Raw genomic sequence first — 15,300 nt, forward strand, 5'->3', positions numbered from 1 at the left:
TTCGAGTTTCACTAAATCTCCGAGTTTTTGACTAATAAATAAGACAATGAGAATTGGAATCTTAACCTCCGGTGGGGACTGTCCCGGTATTAATGCCACCATTCGTGGCGTATGTAAGACTGCCATCAATTATTATGGGATGGAAGTGATAGGTATTCATAGTGGTTTTCAAGGGTTGTTGACTAAAGATGTGGAATCTTTTACGGATAAATCTCTCTCCGGGTTACTGAATCTTGGAGGAACCATGCTGGGTACTTCCCGCGAAAAGCCATTCAAAAAAGGGGGTGTTGTATCCGATGTGGACAAGCCTGCCCTGATTCTCCGGAATATTCGTGAAATGGGGCTGGATTGTGTTGTCTGCATCGGAGGAAACGGAACGCAAAAGACTGCTGCCAAATTTGCTGCGATGGGGGTAAATATTGTTTCTGTTCCTAAAACGATTGACAATGACATTTGGGGAACGGATATTTCCTTCGGGTTCGATTCGGCCGTAAGCATTGCTACCGACGCTATCGACCGCCTGCATTCTACTGCCAGCTCCCACAAAAGAGTGATGGTTATTGAAGTAATGGGGCATAAGGCAGGTTGGATTGCTTTATATTCCGGTATGGCAGGTGGAGGAGATGTGATTCTTGTTCCCGAAATTCCTTATAGTATTAAGAATATCGGCAATACGATTTTAGAGAGGCTGAAAAAAGGAAAACCTTATTCTATCGTGGTGGTGGCCGAAGGGATTCAGACAGACGGCCGTAAGCGTGCCGCAGAATATATCGCTCAAGAAATTGAGTATGAGACAGGTATCGAAACCCGTGAAACGGTACTGGGGTATATTCAGCGTGGTGGTTCACCTACTCCTTTCGACCGTAATCTCTCTACGCGGATGGGTGGTCATGCAACAGAATTGATTGCCAATGGAGAATTCGGACGTATGGTAGCTTTGAAAGGAAATGGTATATCGTCTGTTCCTCTCGCTGAAGTAGCCGGAAAATTAAAATTAGTTACAGAAGATCATGATTTGGTGATTCAAGGTCGTCGCATGGGGATTTGCTTTGGATAGCTTCATCGACTGTTGCCATGAATACAGGATCTTTTACCTTTTTGATTGCCATTTGGGCGGCGTTTTGTTGAGACTCTTTTTTGGAATATCCGGTTCCGGTTCCGGCAGGAAATCCTTCGATCCGTACCTCAGTCTGAAATACAGGATTACTGTCCCGGTCAAGGAATTGTTCGATTAGTTCAAAAGAGACTTCCATCTTGTTCTTTTGGCTCCACTCAATCAATTTGGATTTGAAGTTTACTTCTTTACGGGATAAAATGTCCAGGTCAATGTAACGGTTGATGATTCGTTCCTCCATAAACTGCTTGCAGCGTTCATATCCTTGATCCAGATAGATAGCCCCGATAAATGCTTCGAAAGCATTTCCGTACATATAACTGTTGTGAGAAGACGAACGGGTGGAATACTTTATGAGTTTATCCAATCCGATTTCTACGGCTAACTTGTTTAAGGTTTCCCGTTGCACGATCTTGGAACGTGTGTTTGTAAGGAATCCTTCCCGCTTTCCTTCAAAATGTTTGTAGACGATGTCGCCTACGATAGCGTCAAGGATGGCATCCCCCAGAAACTCCAGTCGTTCATTATTCAACGGACGCCCTTTTTCCGAACGGAGGGAGGTTGATTTATGCAGGAGAGCCTGCTCATAAAGCTGAATATTGCGTGGATAGAATCCGAGTATCCGGTAAAAACAAAGATAAGACTCTCTATCCTTGCGGAATAGGAGCCTTATCTTATCTATTTTGTTACGTAACACGATATTACTCAGCGTATTTCTTGAAGATAACGCACGCATTATGACCGCCAAATCCGAATGTATTGGACAAGGCAACATTAACTTCGCGTTTTTGTGCTTTATTGAACGTGAAATTAAGGTTATAGTCAATATTCTCGTCGTTGTCACCTTCTTCGTGGTTGATAGTCGGAGGAACAATGCCGTTCTTGATGGCAAGAATACTTGCAATAGATTCTACCGCACCGGCAGCACCCAACAAGTGACCTGTCATTGACTTCGTTGAACTGATGTTCAATTCAAAGGCATGATCACCGAATACTTCCTTGATTGCTTTTGCTTCTGAAATATCACCTACCGGAGTAGATGTACCATGTACATTAATATAGTCTACTTCTTTCGGATCCATTCCTGCATCTTCCAATGCATTCTTCATCACCAGTTTAGCTCCCAGACCTTCCGGATGAGAAGCAGTCAAGTGATGTGCATCTGCAGACATACCTACACCGGCAACTTCTGCATAGATTTTTGCACCGCGAGCCTTTGCGTGTTCCAGTTCTTCCAGAATCAGGCAACCCCCACCTTCGCCCATGATGAAGCCGTCACGGCTTGCGCTAAACGGACGTGAAGCTTTAGAAGCTTCGTCGTTGCGGGTTGACAATGCATGCATAGCGTTAAAACCGCCTACGCCTGCCGGGAAGATAGCTGCTTCCGAACCACCGGATACAATTACATTTGCTTTGCCCAGACGAATCAGATTGAAAGCATCTGCAATGGCATTGGTAGAAGTAGCGCATGCTGAACAAGTCGCATAGTTAGGACCATGGAAACCATACATGATGGAAATCTGTCCGGCAGCAATATCCGAGATCATCTTGGGGATGAAGAACGGATTGAATTTCGGACCCATTTCCTGACGGGTATAGTAGTTGCCCACTTCCTCTTCAAATGTATGTATACCACCAATACCGGCACCAAAGATAACGCCGATTTTGTTTAAGTCTTCTTTTTCTATGTCAAGACCAGAATCTTCTACCGCTTCTTTGGCTACAACGATGGCATATTGAGTATACAAATCCATCTTTCTTGCTTCCTTGCGGTCGATGTATTTTGTTGCATCGAAGTTTTTCACTTCACATGCGAATTGGGTCTTGAATAGCGACGCATCAAAATGAGTAATAGGTCCTGCTCCACTAACCCCGTTCACAATGTTTTCCCAAAATTCAGGAACGCTGTTGCCAACGGGAGTAATGGCGCCAAGACCTGTTACTACCACTCTTTTTAATTCCATATTGATGAAATCGGATTACTTAGCGTGTTCTTCGATATAAGATACAGCATCACCTACAGTACCAATTTTTTCTGCTTGGTCATCAGGAATAGAGATACCGAATTCTTTTTCGAATTCCATGATAAGTTCTACAGTGTCAAGAGAATCTGCTCCCAGGTCGTTAGTGAAGCTTGCTTCGTTAGTAACTTCTGATTCTTCTACGCCTAATTTATCAACGATAATCGCTTTTACTCTTGATGCAATTTCAGACATAACTTTAAGTTTTTAATTAATAATTAGTTTTATTTCTTTAAATTTGCGGTGCAAAGGAATGAATATTTATCGTTTTGCGCAAATATTTGACTAAATAAATGCAAAGTTTTGCACATTTTTCACTGTTTTGTGCATTGAATTTGAGAGTTATGAAGAAAAACATCGCAATTTTTGCCTCCGGCTCCGGCTCTAATACAGAGAACATTATCCGGTATTTCCGAGAAAACGAAGCCATTCAGGTTTCGTTGGTGCTTTCGAATAGAAGTGATGCATACGTTTTGGAACGTGCACACCGTCTGGGAGTACCTTGTAACGTGTTTCCAAAGGAAGATTGGATGGCTGGAGATGAGATTCTGGCTGTTTTGCAGGAATATCACATTGATTTTGTGGTGTTGGCGGGTTTCTTGGTCCGGGTTCCGGATTTACTTTTGCATGCTTATCCCAATAAAATTATAAATATACATCCGGCTCTTCTGCCTAAGTTTGGAGGAAAGGGGATGTATGGCGATCGTGTTCATGAAGCGGTGGTGGCTGCCGGCGAGAAAAAAAGCGGCATTACTATACATTATATAAATGAACGTTATGATGAAGGAAACATTGTTTTTCAAGCCGCTTGTCCGGTACTTCCGACCGACTCACCTGAGGATGTAGCCAAAAAAGTACATGCTTTGGAGTATGAACATTTCCCCCGTGTTATAGAGAGAGTATTGTGTGGAGAATAAGACGTAGGAGATGGTACGCCTTATTCTTTATATTTAATTATATAAGCTTGCTCTTCTCTTCTTAATGGATAGTCTCCACGTAAGGTTTCGAATAGCTCTGGTTGATTTTTTAACCGGTCGCTGTCTTCAGCCGGATTATATATTTGGAGAAGTGCATTTTCGTAGTTTTCTGCATGAATGACAGGAGAATTCGGTACCGGTGCATGAATCTCATAATTCCTCTCTATCCGGAAGAATCTGCAGATAGCATCTAAAGACATACGTGTTGCATTTGCTTTCCCGTCGGCAGAATATCCGGCAATGTGTGGAGTGCCTATGATGACCTTTCTGAGCAGTTCGAGATTGATTTCCGGTTCGTGTTCCCATACATCAATGATGGCATCCGAAATCGATTTATTGTCCAATGCTTCCAGAAGAGCTCCCGTTTCAATGACTTCTCCCCGAGAGGTGTTGATGATGACGGGCTTGCGTTTTAGTGAGCGGAAGAAATTTGTATCTGCCAGATGAAAGGTTCTGTATTTTCCTTCTTTATATAAAGGTACGTGAAAGGTGATGATGTCGCACTCTTCAGCTATTTCATTTAAAGAGGTAAAGAAACGATTCCCTTCTTTCTCTTCCCGAGGCAGGTCGTTCAATAGGACCCGCATCCCAAAGCCTTTTGCTACTTTTGCTACCTTACTTCCTACATTCCCGACACCTATGATACCTATAGTCAGTCCCTCCAGTTTTTTGTTCTTCATCGCTTTCCATACCAGCAGCGAAGCTTGTACGTATTGCGCGACGGAAGCTGAGTTGCATCCCGGCGCATTAGTCCATTCTATGCCTGCTTGTTTGCAATATTCCGTGTCGATATGGTCGAAGCCAATCGTAGCTGTCGCTATGAACTTTACCCGGCTTCCTTCCAATAATTCACGGTTGCAGTGTGTACGGGTGCGGATAATAAGCGCATCCGCATCCCGTACCAGTTCTGGTGTAAAATCCTTTCCGGGAGCGTAAATTGCTTCATCTGCTATACTCTGGACGGCCTCTTTTATATAAGGTATCTTGTTGTCTATAATGATTTTCATATACAATTTATCTTTGGTATCCACAAAGGTACTAAATAAAAAAGTAAGAAAGGGTTGCTTGTCTGAGAAATATTACATAGATTTGCCCTATTATAATATCTAATAGCTAGTTAAGATTATGACATTTAGTAACCTTTGCAACGAGATTTTTTGGAAATCGACTAATGATTACCATGTAACGGATAGTGTAGACGCTCAGATGAACAATCCTTACGAATTGAAGTCGATTGAGTATTATTTATATTTGAAAAATTGGATAGATGCCGTTCAGTGGCATTTCGAAGATATCATCCGTGATCCCCAGATTGATCCGGTGGCTGCTTTAACTTTGAAGAGAAGAATCGATAAGTCCAATCAGGATCGTACGGATCTGGTAGAGCTGATTGATAGTTACTTCCTTGACAAATACAAAGAGGTAATCCCCCTTGGCGATGCGACAATCAATACGGAAAGCCCGGCATGGGCTATAGACCGCTTGTCTATCCTTGCTTTGAAAATCTACCATATGCAGCAAGAGGTGGAACGTACGGATACCAGCGAAGAACATCGTACACAATGCCAGACCAAACTGAATGTTTTGTTAGAGCAACGCAAGGATCTTTCGTCGGCTATTGATCAGTTATTGGCTGACATCGAAGCCGGAAAGAAATATATGAAAGTATATAAACAGATGAAGATGTATAACGACCCGGCATTGAATCCGGTGCTTTATGCAAAGAAATAACGAATGGCGCGTATTCTCATTATCCGTTTTTCAGCTCTTGGTGATGTCGCAATGACAGTGCCCGTAATACATTCTCTGGCAGTACAATATCCCCAGCATGAGATAACTGTACTGAGCCGTTCCGTGTGGCAACCGCTTTTTCAGGAATTGCCGGAGAATGTAAGTTTTGTAGGAGCAGATCTGACAGGCAAGCATAAAGGCTTTTGGGGATTGAACAGCCTTTACTCGGAGTTGAAAGCAATGCAGTTTGACTATGTGGCGGACTTTCATCATGTGCTCCGTTCCAGATATTTATGTTTGCGTTTTTGGCTTGCTAATGTACCGGTGGCTTCTATCTGTAAAGGGCGGGCTGGTAAACAGAAACTGGTTCGCCGCCACCATAAGGTGATGGAGAACCAGAAAAGTTCCTTTCGCCGTTATGCGGATGTGTTGGAAAAGCTGGGACTTCCGGTTCTGCTAAACTTTTCTTTTATTTATGGTGAAGGAAAAGGGAACTTTGCAGAGATAGAGCCTGTAACTGGTCCAAAAGGGAGCCAAAAATGGATTGGCATTGCTCCTTTTGCCAAACATACCGGCAAGATTTATCCGTTGGAACTGCAGGAGCAGGTCGTTGCCCATTTTGCGGCAGATCCTACGGTGAAGGTTTTTCTGTTCGGAGGAGGCAAGAAAGAGCAGGAAGTGTTTGATACCTGGATAGCCAAATATCCCTCCATCGTATCTATGATAGGTAAGTTGAATATGTGCACCGAGTTAAATCTGATGAGCCATTTGGATGTAATGCTCTCAATGGACTCTGCCAATATGCATCTGGCGTCGTTGGTCAATATACCTGTCGTCTCTATTTGGGGGGCTACTCATCCATATGCCGGGTTTATGGGGTGGAAACAGTTACCCATCAATACGGTACAGCTGGATTTGCCTTGTCGGCCTTGTTCGGTTTACGGGCAGAAGCCTTGTTGGAGGAGAGATTATGCTTGTCTGAAAAATATTACTCCTGAACAGGTGATAGAAAAAATAGAGGCGATTGTAGGTTGATTATAAAAAACTTTGTATGTATGAAGGAATATGATTATTTGGTGGTTGGCGCAGGATTATTCGCTGCTGTGTTTGTCCGGCAGGCGATTGAGGCAGGAAAGCGTTGTCTTGTAATTGATAAACGTAGTCATATAGGTGGGAATATCTATTGCGAGAATGTGGATGATATTCATGTGCATCAATATGGAGCTCATATATTTCATACAGACAATAAGCAGGTCTGGGATTATGTAAACCGTTTTGTTTCCTTTAATCGCTATACAAACTCTCCATTAGCAAATTATAAAGGTAAATTATATAATCTGCCTTTTAATATGAATACCTTTAATAAGTTATGGGGCGTTAATACTCCTCAAGAGGCAAAAGCTAAGATTGAAGAGCAACGTAAAGAGTACGCATATATAAAGTCTCCGGCCAATCTGGAAGAGCAAGCTTTGACGCTTTGTGGAAAAGATATTTATCAGAAATTGATAAAAGGTTATACAGAAAAACAATGGGGACGTTCAGCAACGGAACTTCCTGCTTTTATCATCAAGAGGCTTCCTTTTCGTTTTACTTATGATAATAATTACTTCAATGATGAGTATCAGGGAATTCCCAAAGGAGGATATAATGAGCTGATACACAAGTTGCTTGAGAAGGCCGAAGTACGTTTGAATACGAATTATTTTTCCGCGCGTGAAGAGCTGGATGCATTGGCAGATAAAGTCTTATTTACCGGTTGTATAGATGAATTTTACGATTATCGTTTTGGGCGTTTGGAGTATCGTAGTCTTTGTTTTGAACATGAACGTCTTGAAATAGATAATTATCAGGGTAATGCTGTTGTAAATTATTGTGAAAGGGAGATTCCTTATACTCGTATTATTGAGCACAAACATTTTGAGTTTGGTACACAACCTTGTACAGTGATTACCCGTGAATATCCTGCGGCTTTTACTGCTGAAAACGAACCCTATTATCCAGTGAATGATGATACTAATATGATGCTTTTAAAGAAGTATAAAGATTTGGCGAATACTACGGCGAATGTTTTGTTTGGTGGGCGTTTGGCCCAATATGCTTATTTTGATATGGATGATACGGTGGAGGCTGCATTGAACCTGGCTAAAAATGAACTAAAAAAAGAATTATGATTTGCTATTTATCAAGGAACTATAAGGGTGTTAATAATGCTGCCAACAAGGCTAAAACCGATATTGAATATATCATGGAGCAGTGCGGCTATCGTAATGTCGGGCTTAAGCAGACCCGTTATACAAATGCTGTCATAGCTTTTATTTTGACGCTGTCGGGTGTGTTGAAGAGCGTATTCTGTTTACATAAAGGTGATGTGTTGATACTGCAATATCCGTTAAAGAAATACTATACATTTGTTTGCTGTATGGCGCATCTGCGTGGTTGTAAGATAATTACTTTAATTCATGATTTGGACAGTTTTCGTCGCCGTCGCTTGACTATACCTCACGAAATATCAAGATTGAACCATTCAGACAGCATTATTGTGCACAGTGAACGGATGAAGAATTGGTTGCATGAGAATGGTATAAAGGCAAATCTGGAAGTTCTTGGGGTCTTTGATTATTTGTCAGATAGGCAGTCTTCAGGGAAGAATTTAGCAGCTTCTCATCCTCGTGTTTTGTTTGTTGGAGCGTTATCTACTTTTCATAGTGATTTTTTATATAAATTGGGACGTTCTCCACGTTCGTTCGATATGGTACTTTATGGCAATGGCTTTGAACCTGATAAGTTTGAGGGGCAAGTAGATCATAAGGGATATACTCGGTCGGATGATCTTATTGCCACAGCCGAAGGGGAATACGGATTGGTGTGGTATGGTTCCTCCCTAGAGGGGGGTGTCGGTCCGGAAGGAGAATATCTTCAGTATAATGCTCCACATAAATTATCTCTCTATATTCGGTGCGGACTTCCCGTTATCATTTGGAAAAAAGCAGCTTTGGCTTCATTTGTAGAGGAAAATGGTATCGGTATTTGTGTCTCTTCTTTATTAGATCTGGACGCTATCATCACTCAGATGACAAAAGAGTCTTATAATGCTTTGAGAATGAATGTTGCTAAAGTGAATGAGCGTATTTCTCAAGGATATTATTGCAAAGAAGCCATTCAGAAAGCTTATGCCAAATTATCTCCGGAAATAAAATGAGATTATTTCAGCCGGAATGTAATAAGATTTAGTTATCTTTGCGGTGTGTTTCTTTTGTAATGCTTGCACGAGGCTAGACACGATTATTTATATTAATTGATAATGTATGAATATATTGGTAACTCACAAGGCGGTGGATGTGGCAACTTATAAGATGTTGGGTGAATTGTCAAAGAATGAGTCTTATACAATTTATTTAACGGTTCCTTCCGCTTCTGAAGCTGCAAAAGTAGAGGGAAAATGTATCCCTTTGCCAATTTCTCCTATTACATCTAAATTTTCCTGGAAAGTCATTAAGACGCTTCGCAGATATGTAAAGCAATATGATATAGATTTGATTTTCTCACCGAGCACATCCGGACTATCCAATGCTTTGATTGCGACAATAGGCACTTCCGTCAAGAATGTAGGTTATCGGGGTACTCAGGCTAAGGTGAAAAAACTTGATCCTACCTATTATATGGGAATATTAAATCCTCGTGTTGACCATATCGTATGTGAGACTGCGGATATACAAGAATATCTTACGAGGTACATTGATAAGGATAAACTGTCTGTCAGCGTGAAGCCGTTTGATATAGACTGGGTGGCTGATGCCTGTGCGAATCCTAAGCAGGCGGAAGGAGTGCCCGATAATGCTTTTAAATGCATTTATATCGGTACAACCAAAGGTCGTCCGTTTAAAGGGCTCACTTATCTGATAAAAGCTTTTCAGATATTGAATGCTCCGGAGGCCCATCTTGTTGTTATCGGTGACTATGATAATAGTGATTACGAGCTGGCGCAGCAAGGGGTGGGAGCAGAACGTATTCATTTCTTATGGAATCGCGAAGATGCGATTTCTTTTCTGCCTAAACAGGATTTATTTATCCTACCGGCTCTGCGTGACGCCTCTCCTCGTGTTGTCCGAGAAGCAATGGCATGCGGAGTACCGTGCATTGTCACTGATATACCCGGTGCTCGCGATTTAATAGTAGACAATGAATCAGGTATCTTGGTTCCTTCGGGTTCTGCAGAGAAAATAGCTGAAGCCATGCGCTCATTGATGGATGATCGTACAAAATTGCAGAAACTGGCTAAGGCATCCCGTGAGCGTATTATTAATGAATTTAGCGTAGAAGCTTATGTATCTTATTTCGATAAGCTTTTTGCCAGTCTGTCATAAATGTTGCACTATAAATGATAAAAACATATGCAATCGCGTAAAATCTTATGGTTGTTCATTGGTTGTCTTTTCTTTAAGTTCATATTGTTTGACTTGGACTGGAGCCTGAATACCACATTCTCATCATTTTCTTTTCCGCAAACCTACTTGACGAAGTTTCTGCTGGCTTCCCTGTTGGCAGTTCCATTTCTTTATATACGCTCCAGATGGTATCTGATTACAGTCGGTACATTGATTGACCTTCTGTTAATTGTTAATCTGATGTATTTCCGTACATATTATACTTCTATTCCTTGGGACAGCTATTTCCTTGCCGGCAATCTTTCCGACTTTACTGCAAGTGTTTTTGATTCTCTGCGTTGGTCAGATCTGGGTTTTCCGCTATTGACGGTGCTGTTCCTTGTCTTAACCCGCAAACAAAACCTAAAGGTTACTCTTAAGGAACAGAGAAGAAAAAGCTTGAGACTGTTGGCGGGATGTATCTGCGTTCCATTGCTGGCTCTTGGCGGAATTATAGCTTATTATGGCGGGTACAAAAAAACTTATGAAGCACTTTTGACTGATTATCAGACATGCGGGACTCCCATATACACTATTTTTGGTTCTCTTTATTATGAACATGTACAAGATAAAATAGAGTACACCCCACAGATAAAGAAAGAAATTGAAGATTGGTTGAGTAAACATCCCCGACGGCAGCCACTTCCCTTTCAGATAGAAGCACGCGATAATTGTATTATTATTTTGGCGGAATCTTTTGAGAGTTGGGTGCTTGAGAAAAGTGTGGAAGGAAAAGAAATCACTCCTAATCTGAATCGCATGCTGAAAGAAGAGAATGTATTATATGCTCCTTACGTCCAGACACAGGTCAAAGGAAGTCGTTCCATTGATGGGCAATTACTGTTGCATACCGGTCTTCTACCCATAAACTATGGTGCTTATAGTGCTCGCTTTCCTCATCATACTTATTATAGTATAGATAAAGCTTTTAAAGAAAAATATGAAGGAGGCGGAACCTGCTGCATGACGGTAGATAAGAAAGTTGTATGGAATGTTGCCATTGTTGCACAAGACTTTGGTTACGATAAACTTTTGGACAAGCCCTATTTTGTACTGGATGAAAAGACGGGACCACGTCATCGTTTGGGAGATGTCTCTTTTCTTAGACAGTGCGGAGAAAAGCTAGCTACGGAAGAATTGTTCCCGACCGGTGGTCACACGTTGGTGCAGTGTGTTACCTACTCAGGCCATTCCCCGTTTATTATTCCGGAAGAAAGCAAACGGATAAGTTTTTCGGATAAGCTGCCGGAACGATTAAGGAATTATATGGTTGTGGCCAACTATACAGATTATGCAATAGGTCAATTTATAACTTTTTTGCGTTCTCAGAAGAAATTTGAGAACACGATGATTGTAATAACCGGTGATCATGAAGGATTTGGTTTGACCAGAAAACCACTTTATGAACATGCTTTAGGAAAAGATATTATATCCCCTGAGCGTTTCACACCACTGATTGTATTAAATTCCCCAGTACATTTACGTTACGAGAAAGTCATGGGACAAGTCGATTTGTATCCTACTTTGTTGGATTTGCTTGGGGCAGATGATTATCCATGGAGAGGGTTGGGAGAGAGTATACTGTCTTCGGGGAAGAAAGCTTTTGCTATTTCTCCCCAAATGGAAATCATAGGTGATACAGTCGGTGTTTCTACGGCAGAGATTCAACATGCAAAGGATGCATGGAGAGTTTCAGATTTAATTATAAGTTGTGATTACTTTGCTCATGGTAGAACAGGAGATAAAAAATAAAAGATGAGGTATGAAAATAGTAGTGAATCCTACATACGAGCATTTGCGCAAGTTTATAGAGAGTGTTCCTGATACTTTTGAACGGGAAGGACGGATCATCTACTCCGGAAGGAATCTGATAAAAGTGATGGAAGTCGACGGGATAGAGATAAATGTGAAACGCTATGGAATTCCGGCTTTGGCTAACCGTATCGTCTATTCTTTTTTTCGTACTCCAAAGGGGAAACGTGCTTTTGAATATCCTCAAATGCTGCTTCAGAAAGGTGTTGAAACACCGGCTCCAATTGCTTATATTGAAGAACGGAAATGCGGGTTGATAAATTACTCTTACTTTGTTAGTATGCAGTCACCCTATCAAAGGAATTTCTATGAATTTGGAAATGCAGATGTCGAACGTTGTAAAGATCTCATTATAGCATTTGCACAATACACGGCCAATTTACATCAGGCGGGTATTATGCATCGCGATTACTCACCGGGTAACATCCTGTTTGATCGGATCGATGGAGAATACCATTTTATGTTGGTCGATATTAATAGAATGACTTTTGGAGAGATCAGTGTCGATATGGGTTGCGCTAATTTTGCTCGGTTGTGGGGACAGAAAGCTTTTTTCGAAATGCTTGCCAAAGAATATGCGAAAGCCCGTCATGCTGACGAAGCTCATTGTGTGGAACGTGTTTTGGCATGTCGGAAGAAATTTTGGACTTATTTTGCGAAGAAACACATGGTAAAATATAAATTGGAACTATAGAATTATGCGTATTGTTCTGTTTTGTGAAAACAAATATGCTATTGATATATTGTATCCCATTTATCAGGAAGCATTGAAATCAGAAGATAACCAACTGTTGTGGTATATTCATCTTCCGAAGATTCCGGTATTCCCTTTGCAGAAAGAAGTTACCTATACGCATTCTATACAGGAAGTTTATGATTTCTCTCCGGAAGCAATATTTGTTCCGGGCAATATTGTTCCATATTATTTGCCTGGAGTGAAGGTGCAGGTGTTTCACGGATATGCTGCAGAGAAGAAAGATCATTGGGTGATCCGCCGGTATTTTGATACCTATTTTACGCAAGGTCCTTTCTTTACTAAGAAGTTTAAAGAACTGGCGGTAAAGTATGGTGATTTTGAAGTGGTGGAGACAGGATGGCCCAAACAGGATTGGATTAAAACCCATTGGCATGATTTTGATCAGGAACGGGAAAAGCTATTGAGAGAGCATGGTAAAAAGCAGATAGTGTTGTATGCACCAACGTTTTCACCATCTTTAACATCTCTTCCTGCATTAAAAGAAGCTTTGTTGCATTTAGTAAAGATGAGGGATATTGTATTGCTTCTGAAATTTCATCCGTTGACACGGAAGGAATGGATTGATGAATACAAGCAACTGGCTGAACAAGAAGAACATATTGTATGGGTGGATGGTTTTAACGTCACGAAGTATCAGTTGATGTCAGATGTGATGATAAGTGACACCTCTTCCACCGTTTATGAATTTCTTCTTCTAGGACGACCGGTCATTACCTATCGTACTATTGCAAAAGATATTTATTGGACTGATATAACCGATGTCACTCAGTTGATGGAAGCGTTTGAAAGAGCACAATATAATGAAGAAGACATCGCCAAACGTCGTTGGATTGTAGATAATTACGATCCTTATTTGGATGGGAAAGTTTGCAGGCGAATGCTGGATGCAGTAGCCGATTATATTCATCGTCATGGAGTACCCGAAAAGCGTAAGCTTAACTTGTGGCGGAAGTATACAAGCATTAAGAAATTTGGGAGAATAAAGAAGAGGTGAGAGAATAAATGTTGAATTTTAATTGAGCGAAATATGAAGTCATATGTTTTTCCTGGAAATATAGAAGACTCGATCCTCCAAATAGGAGGGAAGCCTTTTCCTTATATGCGCACAGCGCAATTCTCTGAGCTTGTGAAAGACTCGGAGAGAATGTTGTTGCATTTGATAAACTGTCCGGAGGGACGTGTGATATTTTATACGGCCTCAGGAACGGGAGCGATGGATGCTGTGGTGGCTAATTATGTCTCTCAATGTGAGAAAGCTTTTATTCTGGTAGGCGGATCGTTCGGACACCGTTGGAAGAATCTTTGTGATTATTATCACTGTCCGAACGAAATATTTGAGGTTCCTTTTGCCCGTGATATAGACTATGTGCAATTGGAAGAGCGGGTACGTACATCTCGTCCCGATGTCTTTTTATGTCAACATCACGAGACCTCTACCGGACAACTTTATGATATGGAGAAGATTTCTGCTATCTGTAAGAAGTATGAGGTATCTTTGGTGGTAGATGCCATCAGTTCTTTCTTATCTGATACCTTGGATATGTCCGGTTGGGGGATTGATATCTGTATCACAAGCAGTCAGAAAGGTTTGAACATAGCTCCGGGATTGTCATTCTTGTTTCTTTCTCCCCGAGTGCTTCAGACAGTTTTCTCGCATAAATCTTATTATTTTGATTTTGAAGAGAATCTGAAGAATTTAGAACGTGGTCAAACTCCTTATAGTCCTGCTACTACCTTATTCCTTCAGTTACATGCACGTTTGCAGAGCGATATGAAGATAGGTGTGGACAATATCATTGCATCCGTACGGGCGAAAGCTCTTTATTTTCGTGAACTATGTAAACAGAATAATTGGGAAGTACCGGCCGAAGTTCCTTCAAATTGCATAACAGGATTCTTTGTTCGGAGAAATGGTGATATTCTTTTTAAGGAATTGCTGAAACAGGAGATTTTTATTATGCCCGGCGGAACTCCGAACTATTTCCGTGTGTCCCATCTGGGTGTTCAGACTAATGAAGATCTGGATGATTTGGCAAGGAGAATTAAAGAAATAGAAAACCGATAAATCTATATAGTTATGAAAGAAAAGAAAGTTAGAGTATTTACATCCGGCAGTTTTGACTTGTTCCATATTGGTCATTTGAATATCTTGGAGAAGTCAGCCTTATTGGGTGATGAATTGATAGTAGGGGTAAGTACGGATGAACTGATACAACACTATAAAGGAATGCCGCCGATTATTCCTTTTGAGCAACGTATGCGGATTGTTTCCTCTATCAAATGCGTGACAAAAGTGGTGAAGCAGGTGAAATTGACAGAGATTGCTCAATTAGAGAGAGAAAATATTGATATTGTAACTATAGGAGATGATTGGAAAGACAAATATTTGGAAGGATTGGAATGGATAAAGCAGCAACCCGGAAAGAGAGTAGTATATTTTCCGTATACTCCCGGTGTTAGTACA

Annotated in this window: 16 protein-coding genes; 12 read left to right on the forward strand and 4 right to left on the reverse strand. The window is 41.1% G+C overall.

Features of this window, described 5'->3' with window-relative positions:
- Positions 1-46: 46 nt before the first annotated feature.
- Positions 47-1,057 (forward strand): ATP-dependent 6-phosphofructokinase, encoded by a 1,011-nt coding sequence (locus BACFIN_RS05030; RefSeq protein WP_007756350.1) that lies wholly within the window; start codon positions 47-49, stop codon positions 1,055-1,057.
- On the opposite strand, the gene rnc is transcribed toward BACFIN_RS05030, so the two are convergent.
- The 3 genes from rnc to BACFIN_RS05015 are packed head-to-tail and all read right to left on the reverse strand — an operon-like array spanning position 999 to position 3,330.
- Entirely contained in the window at positions 999-1,850 is an 852-nt protein-coding gene (gene rnc, locus BACFIN_RS05025; RefSeq protein ID WP_032839843.1) for a ribonuclease III, read from the reverse strand. The genes BACFIN_RS05030 and rnc overlap by 59 nt on opposite strands.
- Positions 1,816-3,078 carry a beta-ketoacyl-ACP synthase II gene (gene fabF, locus BACFIN_RS05020; protein ID WP_007756352.1) on the reverse strand — a complete coding sequence of 421 codons (1,263 nt, stop codon included), beginning with the start codon at positions 3,076-3,078 and terminating at the stop codon, positions 1,816-1,818. The genes rnc and fabF overlap by 35 nt, the downstream gene beginning before the upstream one ends.
- Positions 3,079-3,093: 15 nt before the next feature.
- Positions 3,094-3,330: an acyl carrier protein gene (locus BACFIN_RS05015; RefSeq protein WP_004291965.1), complete on the reverse strand. Its 237-nt coding sequence runs from the start codon at positions 3,328-3,330 to the stop codon at positions 3,094-3,096.
- Between the two features lie 98 nt (positions 3,331-3,428).
- On the opposite strand from BACFIN_RS05015, the gene purN reads away from it, so the two are divergent.
- Positions 3,429-4,052 (forward strand): phosphoribosylglycinamide formyltransferase, encoded by a 624-nt coding sequence (purN, locus tag BACFIN_RS05010; RefSeq protein ID WP_007756353.1) that lies wholly within the window; start codon positions 3,429-3,431, stop codon positions 4,050-4,052.
- Positions 4,053-4,072: 20 nt separating this feature from the next.
- Here the strand turns inward: purN and pdxB are convergent, their stop codons facing one another.
- Positions 4,073-5,119 carry a 4-phosphoerythronate dehydrogenase PdxB gene (gene pdxB / locus BACFIN_RS05005; RefSeq protein ID WP_032839847.1) on the reverse strand — a complete coding sequence of 349 codons (1,047 nt, stop codon included), beginning with the start codon at positions 5,117-5,119 and terminating at the stop codon, positions 4,073-4,075.
- 118 nt (positions 5,120-5,237) lie between these two features.
- Here pdxB and BACFIN_RS05000 point away from each other — a divergent pair, with 118 nt between their 5' ends.
- The 10 genes from BACFIN_RS05000 to BACFIN_RS04955 form a co-directional block, all read left to right on the forward strand.
- The gene (locus tag BACFIN_RS05000; RefSeq protein WP_007756356.1) at positions 5,238-5,843 is read left to right on the forward strand and encodes a DUF4254 domain-containing protein; all 606 of its coding nucleotides are present in this window, start codon (positions 5,238-5,240) and stop codon (positions 5,841-5,843) included.
- A gap of 3 nt (positions 5,844-5,846) precedes the next feature.
- Positions 5,847-6,878, forward strand: a complete 1,032-nt coding sequence (locus BACFIN_RS04995) for a glycosyltransferase family 9 protein (protein WP_007756358.1) — start codon at positions 5,847-5,849, stop codon at positions 6,876-6,878.
- Positions 6,879-6,898: 20 nt separating this feature from the next.
- A complete protein-coding gene (gene glf, locus BACFIN_RS04990; RefSeq protein ID WP_007756360.1) occupies positions 6,899-8,014 on the forward strand; it encodes a UDP-galactopyranose mutase in 1,116 nt (371 codons plus the stop codon).
- Positions 8,011-9,042 (forward strand): galactofuranosyltransferase, encoded by a 1,032-nt coding sequence (locus tag BACFIN_RS04985; RefSeq protein WP_007756363.1) that lies wholly within the window; start codon positions 8,011-8,013, stop codon positions 9,040-9,042. Before glf ends, BACFIN_RS04985 begins: the two co-directional genes overlap by 4 nt.
- 106 nt (positions 9,043-9,148) lie before the next feature.
- The gene (locus BACFIN_RS04980) at positions 9,149-10,207 is read left to right on the forward strand and encodes a glycosyltransferase (protein ID WP_007756366.1); all 1,059 of its coding nucleotides are present in this window, start codon (positions 9,149-9,151) and stop codon (positions 10,205-10,207) included.
- Positions 10,208-10,234: 27 nt separating this feature from the next.
- A complete protein-coding gene (locus tag BACFIN_RS04975; protein ID WP_007756369.1) occupies positions 10,235-12,019 on the forward strand; it encodes an LTA synthase family protein in 1,785 nt (594 codons plus the stop codon).
- Between the two features lie 10 nt (positions 12,020-12,029).
- Positions 12,030-12,773, forward strand: coding sequence for a lipopolysaccharide kinase InaA family protein (locus BACFIN_RS04970; RefSeq protein ID WP_007756370.1), 744 nt, complete (start codon positions 12,030-12,032; stop codon positions 12,771-12,773).
- A 4-nt stretch (positions 12,774-12,777) separates the two neighbouring features.
- Positions 12,778-13,830 carry a CDP-glycerol glycerophosphotransferase family protein gene (locus BACFIN_RS04965; RefSeq protein WP_007756371.1) on the forward strand — a complete coding sequence of 351 codons (1,053 nt, stop codon included), beginning with the start codon at positions 12,778-12,780 and terminating at the stop codon, positions 13,828-13,830.
- A 33-nt stretch (positions 13,831-13,863) separates the two neighbouring features.
- A complete protein-coding gene (locus BACFIN_RS04960) occupies positions 13,864-14,901 on the forward strand; it encodes a pyridoxal-phosphate-dependent aminotransferase family protein (protein WP_007756372.1) in 1,038 nt (345 codons plus the stop codon).
- A 12-nt stretch (positions 14,902-14,913) separates the two neighbouring features.
- Positions 14,914-15,300, forward strand: a 387-nt coding sequence (locus BACFIN_RS04955) for an adenylyltransferase/cytidyltransferase family protein (RefSeq protein WP_007756373.1), incomplete at its 3' end; no start/stop codon positions are given.

The sequence above is a fragment of the Bacteroides finegoldii DSM 17565 genome, assembly GCF_000156195.1.
In the GTDB taxonomy this organism is placed as follows: domain Bacteria; phylum Bacteroidota; class Bacteroidia; order Bacteroidales; family Bacteroidaceae; genus Bacteroides; species Bacteroides finegoldii.